The organism is Erwinia tracheiphila (assembly GCF_021365465.1).
GTDB lineage: Bacteria > Pseudomonadota > Gammaproteobacteria > Enterobacterales > Enterobacteriaceae > Erwinia > Erwinia tracheiphila.
Window position 1 is genome coordinate 3562196 of the sequence record NZ_CP089932.1, and the last position, 19118, is coordinate 3581313.

Genomic DNA, 19118 nt, shown 5'->3' on the forward strand with positions numbered 1-19118 from the left:
GTGATAAAGTGATAAAGTGACAAATACTACAGGATGTCTCATTCGATGTCATTGAGCTCCAGCAACGGCAGCAGCCAGGCCTTCGTGTTATCGGTTATCACCTGAAGAGTGGCTTCATCCAGCGTGCGAAAAAGCCGGGCCAGACAAGGATCGCTTCCTTCACCTTCCATCTGCATATTTCCTTGCCAGGCCTGCAACAGCTTGATACGCGCTTTCGCCTGGGTGGCTTCATCATCAAATAGCGTAAGCGTTTTTTTATCAAAACAGCTTTCCAGCCAGGCACCTCCTGAACGGGGAAGCAGTAGCAGAGGCGAACACATTCCCTGTCGGTAACCTGCGATATAACGTTTCAACCAGTTACCAGCAAGTTCCGTATTAAGGGGGGGGAAACACCACTGACTTTTTTCCCTCCCAAGCATGCGGCTTTCCCCTTTGCCGCCCAAAAGGCAATAAACCAGATGTTCCAGCCAGAGTGTCAGGCCGTCAGTGAAATTCAGTTTTCCTGGCCGCCAGCGAAGCAGTCCGTCTTCCTGCACGGCCGCCAGCCAGCCATTAAGCTGTAAACCATCAATCTGAAGGTTAATTTCAAGGCTGTCGGGCGTTTTACGGCGTGCTCTTACCTGCTCTGCCAGCGCCGCCATGTCCGTCAGCTGCTCCTGCCAGAAAAGCTCCCCAAAGGCACCATAAGGCAATGCTCCTGCCGCACGCTGCCTGTTGTAAAACAGTTGAGCGGGCAGCTCGTTAATAAGAGAATTAAGCAGCTCGCTGTTGATTTGATAGCGGCTGAGATTATCAAGCGCAAAGGGTTCCGTATCAGGCAGTTCAGGAAGCGGCATATGGAAACTGACCCCTAAGCGCTGGCTGAAAAAAGCCCGTACCGGATGGCGCCAGAATCTAACGAGCTGTTCAAAATTCAGTTCACCGATATCCAGTGCGGGCAGCGGCTGCATAAATGGAGAATGCGATACACCATCCCCATTTGCTGCGGGCAGCCATTCTGAAGCAAAGCTTTGATATTCAGCCTGCGCAACAAAATTTTCTGCGGCAAAGGGCATTCTGCTGTGCAAATGTTGCAGATGTTTTTCTACCGCCGCTGCACTGGCATCCACATCAAGATCCTGATGCCCGGGCAGGCAAAAGCTCTGGCTGATATAGGCAACCAGTTCACTGACCAGCACGGAAGGAAAACGCTCCGAATTATCCTGAATAGTCCGGCCAATATAGCTGATATAAAGCTGCTGCTGCGCCGAATTGAGCGCCTCAAGAAACAGGTAGCGGTCATCGTCACGACGACTTCTGTCGCCTTTTCTGGGCTGTTCGCTCATCAGATCAAATCCCAACGGCGGCAGCGTGCGCGGGTACACTCCATCGTTCATACCCAGCAGACAAACCATTTTGAAGGGAATCGAACGCATTGGCATCAGCGTGCAGAAGTTAACCGGCCCGGCAAGAAAGCGCTGGCTGATTCGTTGTTGATCCAGACGAGATGTCAGCTCGTCACGTAAAAGCGTTAATGGAACCGCCTCCTGATAGCGAGCCTGAATGCCGTAGCCAGTGACCTGCTGCCATTGTTCTTCAATCAGTGCCAGTGCGACTTCGGTTTCCGCATCTCCCGTGAAGAAGTCATTAAGTAACTCACGACAGAGCGGCTGCCAGTTCTCCAGCGGGCGCGCTTCGGTCAACTGTTGACGCCAGCGCCGCAGACGCATCAGGAACTCCGCCAAATTTCCGGCCAGCACCGCAATCAGCCCGGTTGATTCGTCGTAAGGCAGGACCCCCTGCCACAAGCCTGCTTTGCTGTTCATGGCATAGCCCAGCAGCATCCGTGACAAACCAAACTGCCAGGTATGTTGCCCGGTAGCAGGCAGATCTAATTCCCTGACGGTATCGTCATCCAATCCCCAGCGTACGCCGGCTTCACCAGTCCAGTGCCTGAGCCGGTGTAGCCCCTCTTCATCAATGGCAAACCGTTCGGCTATCGAAGGCACCTCCAGCAGTGCCAGTACCTCTTCTGAGGTGAAACGGCTGTCTGGCAGAGTTAACAAGGTGAGAAAAGCCTGCAAGGCAGGATGGGCCTGACTGGCCCGCCGATCAGAAATGGCAAAGGGCAAATAGCGCTCAAGCGGGGCATTGCCGAATACAGCCTGAATAAAAGGCGTGTAGGCATCGATATCTACCACCATCACAATGATATCGCGCGGTGAAAGCGCGGGATCCTGCGCCATCATTGTCAACAGTCTGTCCTGCAACACTTCAACTTCACGTTGCGGGCTGTGGCAAAGATGAATGCTGACGGAACGATCGTCAGCATGCAATAACCGTTTTTTACGGCTTGTTTGCCACTCTTCCGGCGTCAGGCCAATAACCGTGTGATCTTCCATCTCCAGTAAATCGCGCTGTAAGGTTTTCAACAAATTCAGCGGTTCTGTTTCAACAAAAGCATCAATCTCCTGACACGCCATTTGCGACAACAGATAAAGATTATCACGTCCCAACTTTCCCCAGGATGCCAGCAGTGGGTTACTCAGTTGCTGTTCGCCAGACGCATTAAACATCCCTGCGACATCGGACTGGCGAAACAATGCTCTTTCATCCCTGGTGCGGTAATGTTGACGTCGTCGCCCCTGTAATTTCGCCAGAAAAGCATAATCCTGGATATCCCCCCAGTATTGGCGACAGGGGTTAGTGAATAAAAGATGAATATCAATATGCTTCCCCAGCGCCTGTAAGGCCTGCAAATACACCGGAGGCAGTGCAGAAATACCACAGATGAAAACGCGATCCGGCAGGTTAGCAGGCCGCTTCTGGCTCTTTTCCAGAGAAGTAATAAAGCGCGAATAAAGATTTGCACGATGCCAGGCGGGTTGGCCAAGTTCTCGGGTGTATTCAACCAGCCTTGCCCATAAAAGCGCCTGCCACTGCTGTGCTTGGCCCAGCCCTTCGATAGTCTGTCCTTTCTCCCAGCTGTTAAGCCATTCAGGGCGATACACTAAATACTGGTCAAACAGGTCCGCCACACGTGAAGCCAGCTGAAACAGCTTGCGCCGGTCTTTGTCATCGTTCAGATAATGTTGCAGCATAGCAAATTCACCGCGGGCCAGCATATCAGGCAGCAGCGCCATCAGTTTCCAGCTCATTGCAGGTTTGTTAAACGCGCTTTCATCAGGAATATCCGGCAAAACGCGAACAAACATATCCCAGATAAAGGAGGCGGGAAGCGGAAAGGAAATATTGGCAGCAATACCAAACTGCTCTGCCAGGGTAATTTGCAACCACTGCGCCATCCCCGGACTTTGCACCAGTACTACCTCAGACTGGAAGGGATCCCGAAGTGGCTGATTTTCAATCTGCCAGGCTGCCAGCGATTTAAGGATATCCAGCTGATTTGAATGGTAAATGGTAAACATCTTTACTCCTGTTCCCCGGGAATAGCATCAGGCGGACACTCTACCCCGTCCGGGAATCATTGCAAACGTCAGGGTACGCCCCGTAAACGTATGAATGTGGACATTTAGCACCGTACGCCGATTTCATTATCGTCCCTCCTCGCCCACCAGCAATCGATGAAAATCCCGGCTCAATATTGCCAACCTTATGATAAACATTGCTTTCAGTAGCCTGTAAAGGCTGCTCTATCTTATGATCGGTGTATCAATCACCTGCCGCTGACAGAATAACGTCGTTGATTTTTTTCAACCCAGCGTCAGCTTCCTGCTCCACGCAATTTGTGTGTAAAATTTTGTTGTTTTCAGTTTTCGCAATGCAATCGCGACAATACCGCGTACTTACCTTCATTGCTCACCGCGCCGGATGTAAGCATAATGCAGCCCTGCTCGCTGCGCTGGCTCAGTGACATTTGCCAGTCAGCGCTCTGATAGCCTTCAAATTGCAGCCATGCGCGTCGCCAGGCTTCTCTTTGCTGCAGCTGTTGTTGAGCGTTTTTGGCTAACATAAGCTGATAATTCAGCAAGGCGGTAAAGCTGAGAGTAAACAGCAACAGCGCCACCAGCGTTTCTGGCAGGCTGAAACCCTGTTGGCTAGTCATCGGGCTGACACCATTTTTCTTCAGCAAGCGGACAAAAATCCAACCAGCCATGAGGAACTTTTTTCAACTCACCCGCTTCGCTTCGCTCCATCCACTGCCAGAATGCAAGGGTATTTTCACCGCTGTCGGCGCGAACCAGTGCAGGCTGATGATTCTGTTGCAGCAGGCAGGCGCGCCAGCCTGAAGCTTCATTTTTTTTACATTGCCATCCCGTTAATGCGGACCAGTGCTGTTGCCCTCCCCAGTTCATCGCTGACGTGGCCTGGCTGGACTGTTGATAAAAAATTCGTTCCCCTGCCAGCAGGCTGAGTGCACCTTCCATTTGCTTTCTCGTCGCGTTAAGCATTGCTGCTGACATCAGCAACAGCATGATTACCATGATCATCGCTCCGCCCCCCCGTTCCCTGAGTATCATAAGTTTTCTGCCGTTACCCAGCTTTCAAGGGTGACGGACGACTGAGGAAAAGCCAGTGCAGTACCGCTGAGTTTCAAACGAATTTGCCTGTTAACCCGTAAAACCTGAAACGCCGTGATGGTAATTGCAGAAGGATCGTTCAGTTTTTCCCACCCGGATGAGGTGCAGCTGTCCACGCCGCGCTGCGCCTCCAGAGAACCTTCACGCAATCGATAGCCATAGTAATCACTATTCTGGTTTTCGACGTCTTCCCATTTGCCATTGCTGTTTTCATCCCAGCGAAGCAGCAGACAGGTTCCGCTCTGTTGCACAATGCTCAACGCGCCCTCGCCACACTCTCCACGACAGTAGCCTGCCCGACGCACCGCTTTTTCCAGGGTTCCCATTATCAGTCGCAGTTCCTCATTCAGCTGTAGCATCATCAGCATACGTAAATCGGCAATTTGTAACTGCGGCACAAACCGGGCCGCGCCCAACAAAAGCACGCTGGTGATTGCCAACGCAATCAGTATCTCCGGCAAAGTAAAGCCTGAATGCTTCACTGGCACAACCTCTCACAAATACGCACTCTGGCGCGAGATGAAACGATCAGATGACGTTCTCCAGCGTCGTTAGAAATAATAATCCTGCCTGCTCTGGCCACATTGCGACGACCATAAAACCCCATGCCTTCGGTCAGTGAATCCAGCTGAATCTCCGGCCACTGAGTGATAAATACCTGCCGTTGCGCTGAACACGTTGCGGGAAATGGCCCACTGCCTATGCACCATATTTTACCAGGCCGCTGCCATAACAGCGCCTGCTGATTGTGCCAGTTTGCTTCGTTACGTAACTGCAACAGAAAATGCTGAAGCTGCCTTGCACTGGCATTGAGCCGCTGTCGCTGCTGCCAGTGTTGCCAGCCGCTGACCGCCGTTAACGTCAGCGCACTGGCTATCACTATTACAATCAGTAATTCGATTAGTGTGAATCCGTTTAACTTTTTCATGGCCTTCAATTTGAGATTTTTAAGCAAAAACGTCGAGTGAGTAATCACAGTTTTGCGTGGCCGTTTACAGAGGATCGCGATAATAAGAAAACAGAAGAAAAATCAATGCGGCGGCTGTCACAATTGCGAAATGCTTTTTGTTAACAGTTTTCTCTGAATATTACAGCAGGATAAGGATAATTTCAGGGGGGTATGACAGCGAAGATAAGATAATTTCAATATCTATTTTCATAAAGAAGTGCCAAAAGTTAGCTCTGATATGAAAATACGAGCAAAAGCGCATTCAGACACATAATTCCTCTCAATCTGGCCAGAGCAATAGAGAGGTGACGCTGCTATTTGTAATTATTAAACAATGCTTACCGGGCCATTTTTATCGGTCATGTGAAATATTCAGTCGATCAATGTTATTTTCATTTCCTTTTAAATAAAAAAACAAATTCAGAAAATTCTTATCAAGAAATACTTTATTATTTTTAATATCACTACAGACTGGCACTTAGCTGAAAATCTCGTCAGACAAAACTTTTCCATTAAAAAAACTGGCTATACTTTAATAAAAACCTGTTTTCACCTGAGTTAATTAAGTAATAGCTTCTATACTTACGTGCAATTTACCCAAAAAAATCTCTGTACTTCAAACGGTACTTAAAAGGATAGACATGGACACACCATACTTTTTTCATCTGTCAGGGAAAACAGCGTTAATAAGCGGTGGGTTACGTGGATTAGGGCTACACATTGCCGAAGCGCTGGATATTCAAGACACCCATCTCGTTATTTCCGCCCACCATCATGACGAATTACGAAAAACACAGTCGCATCTTTCGTCAATGAACATTGAGGCGGACTGGATTGTGGCTGATAATACGATTAATGGCAATACAGAGTACCTTTCTGAGGAAGCAATATCGAAAACAGGAAAAATAGATATTCTGGTTAATAATGCCGGAATAGTCTCTGGCGCAACGGCGGAGGATCATACCGTTGAAGGGCGGGACCGCATGATGAACCTCAATATTCGCAGCCATTTTTTACTGACGCAAATCATCGGTAAGCGCAGGATGATCCCACGTAACTGTGGGAAAATTATTAATGTCGCTTCCGTCGCGGGTTTACAAGGAAATATACCCAGCTGGCTGGAGGGTATCGCCTATAGCACCAGCGAAGGGGCAATGGTGAATTTTACCCGCGCTCTGGCGGGTGAATGGGGTGAGTTTAATATTACCGTGAATGTGCTGGCTCCCGGTTTTTTCCCCTCTGCGATGCCGCGTAATCTTTTCAGTCGGCTCGGCACGGATTTTTTAGCACAGAGAGCGCCGCCCGGGCGTATTGGCGATGATAAAAATTTGAAAGGTGCCGCCATTCTTTTTGCCTCCAATGCCAGTAAATATATAACAGGCCAAATCCTGGTGATTGACGGGGAATGAGTGCCATCTGACGCCCTTGCAGCATGTCATTATCCTAGGCTTGTAATTTTTCTCAGCGTGCTCAACAACGCCGGATGAAGGCGAGCTGTATTACAGGCCGCGTGACAACAATATTTATTTATGAGCCTGTTCAGTTACTTTAATTAAGGAATAATTCTGATGCAAAGTTGCTTTGATGGATGGTCACCAAAAGTTATTGACTGTGAGGATGAACGGGCAGTGATTTCACATATTGTAAACCACCGCTTTGCCGTCGTCAGCAGTGAATGGAAATATGATGAATCCGACTTCCAAAAAATGTCCACACTTTATTCATTAGGTCAGATTTATCAGTCGGATTTCAATTACCTGGAGCACAAAGAAGGTGTACGAGATTCGGGAATTAATCAAATTGGTGGGCTGGCACAGGGTACGCATGAGGTTTTTAACAGCACCACTCGCCTTTCTCTTCATACCGATGGTTCTTATATTCCCATTGGCAGTATTAAAACGTCGATTCTTCTTTGTAAACAACATGCAGCACAGGGTGGCACGACCGTTTTATTTGACAGTACCTCCGCCTTTCAACAGCTAAAGGCCAGACACGCTGATTTGGCTGATATCTTACTGCAAGAAAATATTTTCCGGCGACGTTCAACGTGGACCCATTCTGGAAAAGAATATTCTCATATTGGTCCCCTATTTCGTCCCGATGAAAATGGGGGATTTATTGGTGGATTTACGCTCGATACCACGGCTGACTGGGATTATTCACGCACGATTAATCCCCGCGCTGTCGAGGCTGTTGAATATCTTTCGCATCTGGCAACGCCGGGCAGCCGTTATTATCTGGAATTTCCTCTGATGAAAGGACAAGCCCTGATTCTTCGCAACGATAAATTATCTCACGGGCGTCAGGCTTATATTGACGATCCCGGTAACCCAAGAACACTACTGCGTGGTTTATTCACTCAGGCCCCAATGTTGGTGACGTCATCGAGGAGAGAGTATGAATAATTTTTCAATTGCGGAATCCGCCCTGACGGCATGTTGGGAAGGTTGGCTGATATGTCCGAGGGAGCATCTTCAGCTGCAGATGCAGGCGGATCTGGGCACCAGGACAATCAGTAAGAAAACGCTGTCCAGAATGGTGGCATTCGTCAACGAATACCGTCTTTCAGGCATAAACTGGAGCAAACAGGGAATACGTGGCGATGAAATTCAGAATGGGCTTAAAAGTTTACAGCATGAACATCCCGCCTGTTACAGGCTGTTTAGCGAGAAAATAGCACTTGCTGAACATTATAAATGGCTGGGCGGAAGCCTGAGCGCGGACATCCTGGCGGCACAAACTCGCTATAAGAAATTTGCAATAGTATCAACGCCCAGAGCAGGTACTCATCTTCTTCGTACCATGTTGGGCTCTCACCCAACGATTGAAATGCATGGTGAAGCATTTAACCGATTTGGTCAGTATCTACTACCTTACCGCGTTAAGGACACCCCAGTAAAAACGATTCTGGATCGCCATCTTTTCAAGCCCTGCTTCGAATATGTTGAAGCCGTTGGTTTCGTCTTGTTCCGCGATCTGGATAGCGACTGGGGCGATACGCCTGTCTGGCCGGCCTTGCAGGCAATTCCAGACCTGAAGCTTATCCTGCTGGAGAGACAAAGCCGCCTGCAACAGTTCGTTTCCCTGAAAAAAAGCCTGCGTGATCGTATCTGGTACATCGGACTACAGGATAATCGCCCAACATCAGCAGAAAAAATAACGGTGTGCGTTGATGAATTAACCGATTTCATTGATAAAAACGGTGAAAATCAGGCCGCATTTTATCAAGCCTTCCAGCATCACGATATTCTTTCCCTTAATTACGAAGATGTCATTACCGGGCCAGATGATGCAGCCCGTCGCTTGCTCTCTTTCCTCGGCGTGTCTGATTTCAGGCTATGTGCAGGAACAGGCAAAAAAGAAATCCGACCGATTCATTCCGTCATTAGTAACGTTGACGAAATTCAAACCAGACTAAAAGGGACAAAATATGAATCCTGCCTCTAGCGCATATTGGCCCCCCTATACGGTTTTAACACAACAGGATCGGCGGCCCGTTATTCAGCGAGGCGAAGGTGTCTACCTTTACGACGATCACGGCAGACGCTATCTGGATGCCATTTCCGGTTGTTACAATCATTGTCTCGGACATTCTCATCCAGAATTTATCGCGGCGCTGCAGCAGCAACTATCCACGCTAATTCATGCCTGCAATATCTATTCGAACACACAGCTTCCCGGCGAAATGGCAGAAAAACTGGTGGCCAGGCTACCTGATACCGCCCTTCATAAAACATTTATTGTGGGCAGCGGCAGCGAAGGCGTAGAAAGTGCGCTAAAAATGGCATGGCAGTACCAGGTCAATGCCTCACGCCCGCAGCGCACGAGGATCGTGGCTATCGAGGGGGCATACCATGGCTGTACGCTTGGTGCGATGATGGCCACAAGACGCTCTTTTATTAATGAGGGAATTTTACCGTCTGTACTCGCCAGCAATACGGTCACAATGCCGTTTCCGCAGCATCCCGATGATATTAAAGCCTGGGAAATCCTGCTGGAAGAACAGCAGTCAACCCTCGCCGCCGTGATTATAGAACCGATTATGGCAATGGAAGGTACCAGACAATTCCCTGACGGTTTTCTGCAGCAGCTATCAAGGCTCACCCGGCAGCACGATATTCTACTGATCTGTGATGAAGTTTATTGTGGCATTGGCCGTGCAGGGGCATTTTGTGAGTCAGTTTCGCAAGGTGCGCATCCTGACATTGTTATTTTCAGTAAATGCCTGGGGGGAGGTGTCCCTGTCACTGCCGTGTTGGCGACTGAAGCAATCGCTGACAGCTTTAGCGGCCAGACTCTTCCCTTTTTTCGCCATGGTCACACCCAATCCGGCAACCTGCTGGGCTGCAGCGCGGCACTCTTCGTGCTTGATTATCTTGATAATCATTACCTGCTGGATGGTGTGGTAACCAAAGGAGAGCAGCTGCTGGAGCTGGCTAGAGAGCAACTGCCTGAAACAGAAGGGCTGATTAGCCTGCAGGGAAAAGGGCTGATGTTATCTATAACCTTTGCATCCCCTGAACTCTGCAGCCGGGCGCAGTCGGCTATTCGTCAGCAGGGGGTTATCGTCGGTGCGGCAGGACCCTATTTAAAACTGGCACCGGCCTTTACGATTTCGTCCCGGGAGATAGCGGAACTCACTGAGCGCATGGCGACGGGCCTGAAAAACCTGTAACGGACGTCTGAGCCCTCAATTCTGCCAGGAGAGAATAAAAGCATGGCTAATTACTTCGATTTTAAGCGTATCGCCGACGGTAAACGGCATCAAACGCCCTTTACCTGGGGAGAACTGACGCAGATATGGTGCAACGCATCTGTTGCCGCCACGCCTGCTGACGAACTTCCCACTGATGGATTTAACTATCGTGAACGTAACGGGGGTTACTTTTACCGTCGTACGCTGATCCCTCTCGCGTCCGGTAAAGTCAGCGATGCCAATACGCTGTCAGTGGCATCGCAGGAAATGTGCGCCGAGCTGGTATGCCAACGCTTTACCACCACGCTGTCCACCTTTTGTGGCGACGATCTTTCCAACTACAAAATGGAGGCCGTTGCATTTCGCGGCGGCAGAGAAACACATTACCAACCGCATGTCGATGCCTAGTTGAAGCGAGGTTATCGACTGATTATCTACTTTAAAGCAGAGTGGGAGGAAAGCTGGGGAGGCACCTTTCGCATTCTTAACCCGTTGAACCATGCTGAGGTATGCCATTCTGTTCTGCCGATCATGGGCAACGCCGCGTCATAATTCGTACCAACCACCATGAAACCTGGCATGAGGTGGTGCCGTTAACCGGCGTTTCCGTCAAGACACGCAACGCTTTAAATGTCACCTGGTATGATGCCAGCACGATGAGTACGGCGCAGTGAGAAAGCTGGTTTTTATTTATGGTGCGCCAGCAGTGGGAAAGCTTACCGTCGGCCGCCTGCTGGCGAAAGATATGCAGGCAACGCTGTTTCATAACCATATGACATATGACTTAGCGATGGAGCTGCTGGCGTCTGAGCATGAATTCAGCACTGTCAGGCATTTTGCCTGCAGGCTGAGGCTTTATGCACTGACGCTACTGTTTGAGGAAAGCCAGCGCGATATCGTCACAACCTTCTGTTACGAAGGCAGTAAAGATGACAGGTACATTGAGGACATCCGCAGCGCATGCGGGAAACACCGCATCACGCCATTTTTTGTGCAACTTCGCAGCGATCGGGAGAATCTGTTAAAACAGGTTGAAAGCCCTGACCGACGCCGGTTTGGTAAGATGGATACCCAGGCAAAACTTAAAGAGATTCTGAAACAGTGTGATTACAGCAGCGTAATAGAGGCTGCGCATCATCGCACATTTCATACATCCTTGATGTCACCACAAAAAATTGTTGATCATCTACTGCTCTGGTTCTCCTCACCCTGAAATTCAGAGAAACAGGTAACCTAATCGGTATTGGCAGTGAATGGTCAACACAATTTCCGGGCTATCTTGCTGGTGCAATCGATGCTGCTTCAGTGGGAATCCGACTGTGGTCGCAACAGAGATGAACCATACCCTAAAGCGGTGCGGCGTTTGTGAAGCAGAGTAATAATTTTCAAAAAAACGCGCTTATGTTTAAAAGCTTCTTTCTCACTGGCAGAGATCTTTGAATGTGCGCTTCAGGCCCAGAGCGATCTGTCAGATTAGATTTGGTGCTGTGTCAGTTCCAATCTGAGCTAATTCAGCAGATGTGAAGTCCAGAGCCTCATTAAACCGCAGGCCCGGTGCGGTGAAGATCCTGGGGCTTCTGATGTAAGGTGCATTTCTGCCCGGGGTAGTATCCATATTCGCGAAAGTGTCCATACCGGGAAACCTGGGCAAAAAATAAAAAACGATGTGTATGCGACGATGACGGAAATACCGCGCTGGAAAGAAAATGGTGCCTACCGCCATTCTATCCGCTCAGGTCAGGTCAGGAAGATTAAAGCGTAAGGCAAAGTTCAGGGGGCTACGTTATCCTGCCCGATGTCAGCTTGAGAATAACAGCACTGTGAAAGGCCAGACTGCCAGATTCGGCCTGAAAGGATAGCAACAGAGGACAGTCGTTCGACGGCCCGAGGCAAACTGCAAACAGCGAAATCTCAGCAGCCGCCTCGCCGCTGCTGAGATAACTCATATCGCTACAGGTGCCTTGATAGCAGGATGCGGGTCATACCCTTCGATCTCAAAATCCTCAAAGCGGTAATCAAACAATGACGCCGGTTTGCGTTTGATGATCAATCTGGGCAGTGAGCGCGGCTCACGCGTCAGCTGCAGACGCGTCTGTTCCAGATGATTGCTGTAAAGGTGGGTGTCTCCGCCTGTCCAGACAAAATCACCCGGCTCCAACCCGCACTGCTGCGCCATCATATGCACCAGCAGCGCATAGCTGGCAATATTGAAAGGCAAGCCGAGGAAAATATCGCAGGAACGCTGGTAAAGCTGGCAGGAAAGTTTACCGTCAGCAACGTAGAACTGGAAAAACGCATGACAGGGTGCCAACGCCATCTGATCCAGTTCGCCGACGTTCCAGGCAGAAACAATAATACGCCGCGAATCCGGATCGCTTTTTAGCTGCTGTATTGCCTGAGTGAGCTGATCGATCTGACGCCCATCGGCAGCACCCCAACTGCGCCACTGTTTACCATAGATCGGCCCCAAATCGCCCTTTTCATCAGCCCATTCATCCCAGATAGTGACCTTATTATCCTGCAGATAAGCCGTGTTGGTATCGCCGTTGAGAAACCACAGCAGCTCATGAATGATTGAGCGCAGGTGACACTTTTTGGTTGTCACAAGCGGAAAACCTTCCTGCAAATTGAAACGCATCTGGTGGCCAAAAATGGACAGGGTGCCGGTACCGGTTCGGTCATTTTTTGGTGTACCTTCGGTGAGCACTTTTTGCATTAACGCCAGATACTGTTTCATTTTTCCTCGCTGAGTTGCTGTGCGCCCCGACGGCGACAGGCCCAAATCATCATCACCAGACCGGCGAAAATCATTGGCGTGGAGAGGATCTGCCCCATGCTGATGGCATTGTCAAACAGGCCCAGCTGCGCATCGGGCTGGCGGAAGAATTCGACAATAAAACGGAACAGGCCGTAACCAATCAGGAACAGACCAGAAACCGCCCCCATCGGGCGTGATTTACGGATAAACACATTCAGCATGATAAACAGCACTATGCCTTCCAACAGCAGCTCATAAACCTGCGAAGGATGACGCGGTAGCACGCCGTACGTTGAGAGCAAGGATTGCCATTCCGGGTGGGTGGACACCAGCGCGGCATCCTCACCACGCGAACCGGGAAACAGCATCGCCCAGGGCAGATCGGGGGCCACGCGTCCCCAGAGTTCACCGTTAATAAAGTTACCCAGACGCCCGGCGCCCAGACCAAATGGAATGAGTGGGGCAATGAAATCGGAGACCTGGAAGAAGTTACGTTTGGTGCGATGGGCAAACCACAGCATGGCCACGATAACCCCGATCAGACCGCCGTGGAATGACATCCCACCGTCCCACACTTTGAAAAGATAAAGCGGATTATCCAAAAACAGCGGCAAATTGTAGAACAGCACATAGCCAATACGTCCACCGAGGAAAACACCGAGAAATCCGGCATACAGCAGATTTTCAACTTCTTCTTTTTTCCAACCGCTGCCCGGCTTGTTAGCACGGCGCACAGCTAGCCACATGGCGAAAATAAAACCGACCAGATACATCAGGCCGTACCAATGCAGGGAGATTGGCCCGACAGAAAAAATAACAGGATCAAATTGGGGGAAAGCCAGATAGCGGTTAGTCATCTTGCACCATTTTTCAGTATCGCTCCGGCTAGCGGGCAGCGAAGTGGATCATCCAGTGTGCGCAGGGCGCAGAAACAAGGGGAGCATCATATCACAGCCAGAAAAACCCTGACCGGACTTAACTGTAAACTTTATTAATCGGTTCAGGTGACATCGTCATTTCTTTAACGGAAAAGCCGGGCTAGCGTCCACCACGAATCAGGCCGCCTAGCCCACGGCGCTCCATAAACGCCGCGACCTGGTGACGGACTTCCACTGCCTGTCGCGCTTTTAACCCCGCCTCCGCCAGTTTTTGTGCGTCGGCGTAGTCCAGATGGTGCAGCAAATACTTCACCCGTGCCACATTACGGCCGTTCATGCTTAAGTGGTGATATCCCAGCCCGATTAATAACGGAACACAGGCGGGGTCTCCAGCCATTTCACCACACAGGCACAGCTCAATTCCGGCACATTTCACTTCGTCGGCAATCATTTTTAATGCACGCAGCATCGCCGGATGCAGGCTGTCGTAGAGGTTAGCAACACGGGTATTGTTCCTGTCCACCGCCAGCAGATACTGAGTAAGATCGTTGGTGCCAATTGAAACAAAATCGACCCTCCCGGCCAGATGGGGGATCATAAAGATCATTGACGGGACTTCAATCATAACGCCAATGCGCGGTTGAGGGATGGTATAACCCAGCATCTCTTCCACTTTACGGGTGGCGCGGTCGATCAGACGGATCGCCTCATCAATTTCATCGATGCAGGTAATCATCGGCAGCAAAATACTGAGGTTGTCGCTGGCAACGTTAGCACGCAGCATCGCCCGGACCTGCACCAAAAAAATTTCAGGCTGATCGAGCGTCAGCCGGATGCCCCGCCAGCCAAGACAGGGATTTTCCTCACTGATCGGCATATAAGGCAGCTGCTTGTCGGCACCGATATCCAGCGTGCGCAGGGTGACCGGTTTGTCCAGAAAAAGCTGCAGCATTCCCTGATATTGCGCCACCTGCTCTTCTTCCGATGGAAAGCCATTTTGCAGCATAAACGGAATTTCCGTACGGTAGAGTCCCACGCCATCCACCCGGTTGCCTGACGCTTTTTCATGTTCAGCACTCAGCCCGGCGTTGAGCATGACTTTGACGGCCTCGCCACTTTTGAGCGCGGCGGGGTATTCAACCACGTCCTCTGCCAGCTTACTCAACTCATGCTCTTCACTGATCAGCCTCTGGTATTCCTGCACCAGTACCAGCTCCGGGTCTACCAGCAGCTCGCCGCGATAGCCATCAACAATCAGCAGGCGGCCATTCAGCAATTCTGGTTGTGCATCCACGCCCATCACGGTTGGGATGCCCATTGCACGTGCCATTATCGCCGCGTGAGAGTTGGCCGCACCGTCTCTAACCACTACACCTGCAAGACGGTCATGCGGCACCTCTGCCAACGTGGTTGCCGTCAGTTCATCAGCGACCAGCACGAAGTGTTCAGGCCAGCTGTTATTGTTCTGTATTGAATCATCAAGGTGAAACAGCAGGCGTTGACCCAGCACCCGCAGGTCGCAGGAACGCTCGCGCAGATAATTATCCTGAAGGCTGGCAAATTGCGCGGCGAACTTTTCAATGACCGTTTTTACCGCCCATTCTGCAACCGAGCCGTTGTCAATTTCGGCATAAAGATCTTTCTTCAGCCGGTTATCACTTAACAGATGAGAATAGAGATCGAATATCGCCGCGCTTTCTTTTTGCACGCTGGCGTTAAAACGCTTGCTGAAACGGCGAAACTCACCAGCTGCTTCATCTATTGCCAGCGACAGACGTTCACGCTCACGCACCGTATCCAGCGTTGAGGCAGCAGAAACGTTTTCCAGTGAAGGTTGCGTATTGTCCAGCCATCCCGTGGCCACCGCAACGCCAGGTGCCGCTGCCAGCGCACGAATTCGCGTCTGTCGGTACTGACCAAATAGCGCGTTGAGCTGCGACTGAGAAAGGATGGTCGCCATCTGAGTGGCTAAGGTAACAAGAAAAGACTCTTCGCTTTCGTCAAACTGACGATGCTCACGCTGCTGAACCACCAACACGCCAAGCAGCTGGCGTCTGCTGATAATGGGTGCGCCGAGGAAAGAGCGAAAACGCTCCTCTTTCACGGAAGGAACATATTTAAAGCTGGGGTGGCTTTGCGCATCCGCAAGGTTGATGGGTTCAGCCAGTCGCCCAACCAGCCCAACGATCCCTTCGTCAAATGCCAGTGCAATCGTGCGGCCACGCGGCTTTTTCAGCCCTCGTGTAGCCATCAGGTAGTAGCAGCGGCGGTCGTGGTCAGCGAGATAAACCGAGCAGACTTCGGTTTCCATCGCCAGGCAAATCTCGTTGACCAGAATATCAAGTGCCTCATTCAATCTGGGGGCACCAGCCACTTTTTCGACTATTTCACGCAGCTGTGTGAGCATAATCTGTCTGGCTTAACCTCGCTTCCGACGATAGAACGCATTACGCTGTCCGTGATTTTCCTGCAATGGCATCACCACGCTGGCAAATTCCTTCATGACCCGACGATAAACGTCACGTTTAAAAGAGACCACCTGCCTCACCGGATACCAGAAGCTAACCCATCGCCAGCCATCAAATTCAGGCGTGTTGATGGTTTGCATGTTGATATCCGCGTCATTGCACAATAATTGCAGAAGAAACCACTTCTGTTTCTGGCCGATACAGACCGGCTTTGTGTCCCAACGCACCAAACGTTTTGGCAACTTGTAGCGCAACCAGTTGCGGGTAGAGGCAAGAATACGCACGTCTTTACGGTGTAAACCGACTTCCTCGAACAGTTCCCGATACATCGCCTGTTCCGCCGTTTCCCCCGGGTTAATTCCACCCTGGGGAAATTGCCAGGAGTGCTGACCATAGCGTCTGGCCCACAACACCTGCCCCTGCCCGTTACAAATTACGATACCAACATTCGGGCGGTAGCCATCATCATCGATCACTGGACTACCTCAAACTAAAACTCGGATGTTCTGATTGTTTCATACTCCTTACAGGTGGTAAACCACTGGTTTATCTGCTCAGGAGCCGGCAGGAATGGGATAACTCAGGATAATTGGCAAAGTTATAAACAAAAAACCTTATCGGAAGGCGATTTTATTCACCTTTTCTGTGGATAGCTTTGTGCAGAACTCCATTAACCTGTGGGGAAAACTCCCGACCAGAGTCTGTTATGGTAAAATAAATAAAACCTAATATTATGTTTATAATCATCTTTTTTTGAAAAAACGCGTTAACCGTGGATTTCATCGGGCTGTCATATTGTTCTGAATCGTGACTGGCGAAAGATCGCGCACTGTTATTTTTATCCACAGGATATGTCGTAGCGCCAGGCAAAAAAAACCGAAAAAAGCATAAAATCTTCCTCGTCAAGGCTGTAAATCGAAACAGTATTCATTCTGTGAAAGACTTATCCCATTTTTCTGTGGATAACAAGGGGGAAGATCCTGTTCATTGTCAGTGACAACCAGCGCATAACCCAACATGAAGTAAAAAGGGAATACGGCAGCCAGTGCAAAAAAACATGATTAATCATGCTATTATTTCGTTTTCACATCCTCCTCCGTGCAAAACAGACTTTGTCATGGTTATTTTTTATACGCTAGCGGAGCCTTGTCTATGCGCCACTCTTTTCAGCCACTGCCCGCGCCGGAAAATGAAGCCCAACTGCTCGAACGCGCTGAAAAACTGGCAGGTTTTTCCCTGGCGGAGCTGGCGCTAAGGGCAAATCTTCCTGTTCCGGGCGATTTGCGGCGGGATAAAGGCTGGGTTGGCACGCTACTGGAGTGCCATCTCGGTGCCACCGCAGGAAGCAAGCCAGTGCAGGATTTTGCAGGAATTGGCGTGGAGCTGAAAACCATCCCTGTTAGTGCATCTGGCCGCCCGCTGGAAACCACTTTTGTTTGCGTCGCGCCACTGACAGGCAATACCGGTGTGGTCTGGCAGACCAGCCACGTACGCCACAAGCTGGCACGCGTGCTGTGGGTACCCGTGGAAGGAGAACGCACCATCCCATTGGCGGAACGTCGGGTAGGCGCGCCGCTGTTGTGGAGCCCGAACCATGAAGAAGAAGCGCAACTTCGGCAGGACTGGGAAGAACTGATGGACATGATCGTACTGGGCCAGGTGGAACGTATCACCGCCCGTCACGGTGAAGTGCTGCAAATTCGTCCCAAAGCCGCCAACAGCAAGGCACTGACCGAAGGGATAGGCGAAAACGGCCAGTCCATTATGACCCTGCCGCGCGGTTTTTATCTGAAGAAAACATTCACTGCTCCGCTTCTCGCACGCCATTTCCTGCTGTAACCCCGTCACGCGGCCACATTCTTAAAATCGGGCATCTTCCGGCAGCAACCAGCACCGTGCGGCCAGGCGTCGATCCAGACTTAAGTAAGGCGTACATATGGCTAATGTGGGTCGGGTTGAGTATCCTCTTCGTTTAACTTCTGTTTAGGATGTCATCTTTGTATGTTTGAGTGGATTGCCGACCCGGATGCCTGGCTGGCTTTGGGTACGCTGACGATTCTGGAAATCGTCCTTGGGATTGATAACATTATTTTCCTGTCTCTGGTCGTGGCAAAACTGCCTGAGCGTCAACAAAATACTGCGCGCAGGCTGGGTATGGCTGGTGCGATGTTGATGCGTATTGCACTGCTGGCCTCTATTTCCTGGGTGATTCGTCTGACCAATCCACTGTTTACGCTGATGGATCACGGCGTCTCCACACGGGATCTGATCCTTATTTCCGGTGGTCTTTTTCTGCTGTGGAAATCCGGCTTTGAGATCTATGAAACCATTGAGGGCAACGAGAGCGAGCAGAAAAACAATGTTCATTCGTTTGCCGGGGCGATTGTCCAGATTATGCTGCTGGATATTATTTTCAGCCTGGATTCGGTCATTACTGCCGTGGGGCTTTCCGATCATCTGATCATTATGATGGCTGCCGTGGTGTTTGCCGTGCTGATTATGATGTTCGCCGCCCGCACTATTGGCGAGTTTGTCGATCACCATCCGTCAGTAAAAATGCTGGCGCTGGCTTTCCTGATTCTGGTCGGCTTTACCCTCATTCTTGAGGGCATCAATATTCATATTTCCAAAGGCTATATTTACTTCGCCATGTTTTTCTCAATGGCCGTTGAATGCCTGAATTTATTGCGTAATAAAAAAAGTCACGCCTGATTTCCTCTGGCCAGCCTGCTGGCCAGTTATCCTTTTTGTAATATCACTTTACGAAAAGAATCCCTTAACCCTACGCGCTTCAGTCTATTTTCAGAGTGTTGCGATTAGCCGATTGTGTTATATGCGTTATTAATAAC

The 19118-nt window shown here is 50.2% G+C and carries 17 protein-coding genes; 8 read left to right on the forward strand and 9 right to left on the reverse strand.

Going from position 1 to position 19118, the window contains the following annotated elements; translation table 11 throughout:
* Positions 1 to 38: 38 nt before the first annotated feature.
* From recC to LU633_RS18585, 5 genes are all read right to left on the reverse strand, one after another.
* Positions 39 to 3407 (reverse strand): exodeoxyribonuclease V subunit gamma, encoded by a 3369-nt coding sequence (recC, locus tag LU633_RS18565; RefSeq protein ID WP_016190207.1) that lies wholly within the window; start codon positions 3405 to 3407, stop codon positions 39 to 41.
* 341 nt (positions 3408 to 3748) lie between these two features.
* Positions 3749 to 4045 carry a prepilin-type N-terminal cleavage/methylation domain-containing protein gene (locus tag LU633_RS18570; RefSeq protein ID WP_016190208.1) on the reverse strand — a complete coding sequence of 99 codons (297 nt, stop codon included), beginning with the start codon at positions 4043 to 4045 and terminating at the stop codon, positions 3749 to 3751.
* A complete protein-coding gene (locus tag LU633_RS18575) occupies positions 4038 to 4460 on the reverse strand; it encodes a DUF2509 family protein (protein WP_040465319.1) in 423 nt (140 codons plus the stop codon). Before LU633_RS18575 ends, LU633_RS18570 begins: the two co-directional genes overlap by 8 nt.
* Positions 4457 to 5008 carry a prepilin peptidase-dependent protein gene (locus LU633_RS18580; RefSeq protein ID WP_040465320.1) on the reverse strand — a complete coding sequence of 184 codons (552 nt, stop codon included), beginning with the start codon at positions 5006 to 5008 and terminating at the stop codon, positions 4457 to 4459. The genes LU633_RS18575 and LU633_RS18580 overlap by 4 nt, the downstream gene beginning before the upstream one ends.
* On the reverse strand, positions 4999 to 5448 hold the full coding sequence (locus LU633_RS18585) for a prepilin peptidase-dependent protein (RefSeq protein ID WP_016190211.1): 450 nt from the start codon (positions 5446 to 5448) through the stop codon (positions 4999 to 5001). Before LU633_RS18585 ends, LU633_RS18580 begins: the two co-directional genes overlap by 10 nt.
* 662 nt (positions 5449 to 6110) lie before the next feature.
* On the opposite strand from LU633_RS18585, the gene LU633_RS18590 reads away from it, so the two are divergent.
* The 6 genes from LU633_RS18590 (at position 6111) to LU633_RS18620 (ending at position 11378) form a co-directional block, all read left to right on the forward strand.
* Positions 6111 to 6878: an SDR family NAD(P)-dependent oxidoreductase gene (locus LU633_RS18590; protein ID WP_016190212.1), complete on the forward strand. Its 768-nt coding sequence runs from the start codon at positions 6111 to 6113 to the stop codon at positions 6876 to 6878.
* 159 nt (positions 6879 to 7037) lie between these two features.
* Positions 7038 to 7874 carry a TauD/TfdA family dioxygenase gene (locus LU633_RS18595; protein WP_016190213.1) on the forward strand — a complete coding sequence of 279 codons (837 nt, stop codon included), beginning with the start codon at positions 7038 to 7040 and terminating at the stop codon, positions 7872 to 7874.
* The gene (locus tag LU633_RS18600; RefSeq protein ID WP_016190214.1) at positions 7867 to 8916 is read left to right on the forward strand and encodes a sulfotransferase family protein; all 1050 of its coding nucleotides are present in this window, start codon (positions 7867 to 7869) and stop codon (positions 8914 to 8916) included. Before LU633_RS18595 ends, LU633_RS18600 begins: the two co-directional genes overlap by 8 nt.
* Positions 8900 to 10144 carry a class-III pyridoxal-phosphate-dependent aminotransferase gene (locus tag LU633_RS18605; RefSeq protein WP_016190215.1) on the forward strand — a complete coding sequence of 415 codons (1245 nt, stop codon included), beginning with the start codon at positions 8900 to 8902 and terminating at the stop codon, positions 10142 to 10144. The genes LU633_RS18600 and LU633_RS18605 overlap by 17 nt, the downstream gene beginning before the upstream one ends.
* Before the next feature lie 42 nt (positions 10145 to 10186).
* Positions 10187 to 10573: a hypothetical protein gene (locus LU633_RS18610; RefSeq protein WP_232426815.1), complete on the forward strand. Its 387-nt coding sequence runs from the start codon at positions 10187 to 10189 to the stop codon at positions 10571 to 10573.
* Positions 10574 to 10835: 262 nt separating this feature from the next.
* Positions 10836 to 11378, forward strand: a complete 543-nt coding sequence (locus tag LU633_RS18620) for a DEAD/DEAH box helicase family protein (RefSeq protein WP_016190216.1) — start codon at positions 10836 to 10838, stop codon at positions 11376 to 11378.
* A gap of 729 nt (positions 11379 to 12107) precedes the next feature.
* On the opposite strand, the gene thyA is transcribed toward LU633_RS18620, so the two are convergent.
* The 4 genes from thyA to rppH form a co-directional block, all read right to left on the reverse strand.
* Positions 12108 to 12902 (reverse strand): thymidylate synthase, encoded by a 795-nt coding sequence (gene thyA, locus LU633_RS18625; protein WP_016190218.1) that lies wholly within the window; start codon positions 12900 to 12902, stop codon positions 12108 to 12110.
* Positions 12899 to 13780 carry a prolipoprotein diacylglyceryl transferase gene (gene lgt, locus LU633_RS18630; RefSeq protein WP_016190219.1) on the reverse strand — a complete coding sequence of 294 codons (882 nt, stop codon included), beginning with the start codon at positions 13778 to 13780 and terminating at the stop codon, positions 12899 to 12901. The genes thyA and lgt overlap by 4 nt, the downstream gene beginning before the upstream one ends.
* A 181-nt stretch (positions 13781 to 13961) precedes the next feature.
* Positions 13962 to 16208: a phosphoenolpyruvate--protein phosphotransferase gene (gene ptsP / locus LU633_RS18635; RefSeq protein WP_016190220.1), complete on the reverse strand. Its 2247-nt coding sequence runs from the start codon at positions 16206 to 16208 to the stop codon at positions 13962 to 13964.
* Between the two features lie 12 nt (positions 16209 to 16220).
* Positions 16221 to 16745 carry an RNA pyrophosphohydrolase gene (rppH, locus tag LU633_RS18640; protein ID WP_016190221.1) on the reverse strand — a complete coding sequence of 175 codons (525 nt, stop codon included), beginning with the start codon at positions 16743 to 16745 and terminating at the stop codon, positions 16221 to 16223.
* 676 nt (positions 16746 to 17421) lie between these two features.
* Here rppH and mutH point away from each other — a divergent pair.
* Both mutH and LU633_RS18650 read left to right on the forward strand, forming a co-directional pair.
* Positions 17422 to 18108 carry a DNA mismatch repair endonuclease MutH gene (mutH, locus tag LU633_RS18645; RefSeq protein ID WP_016190223.1) on the forward strand — a complete coding sequence of 229 codons (687 nt, stop codon included), beginning with the start codon at positions 17422 to 17424 and terminating at the stop codon, positions 18106 to 18108.
* Between the two features lie 162 nt (positions 18109 to 18270).
* Positions 18271 to 18981, forward strand: coding sequence for a TerC family protein (locus LU633_RS18650; protein ID WP_016190224.1), 711 nt, complete (start codon positions 18271 to 18273; stop codon positions 18979 to 18981).
* The last annotated feature ends 137 nt before the right edge of the window (positions 18982 to 19118 follow it).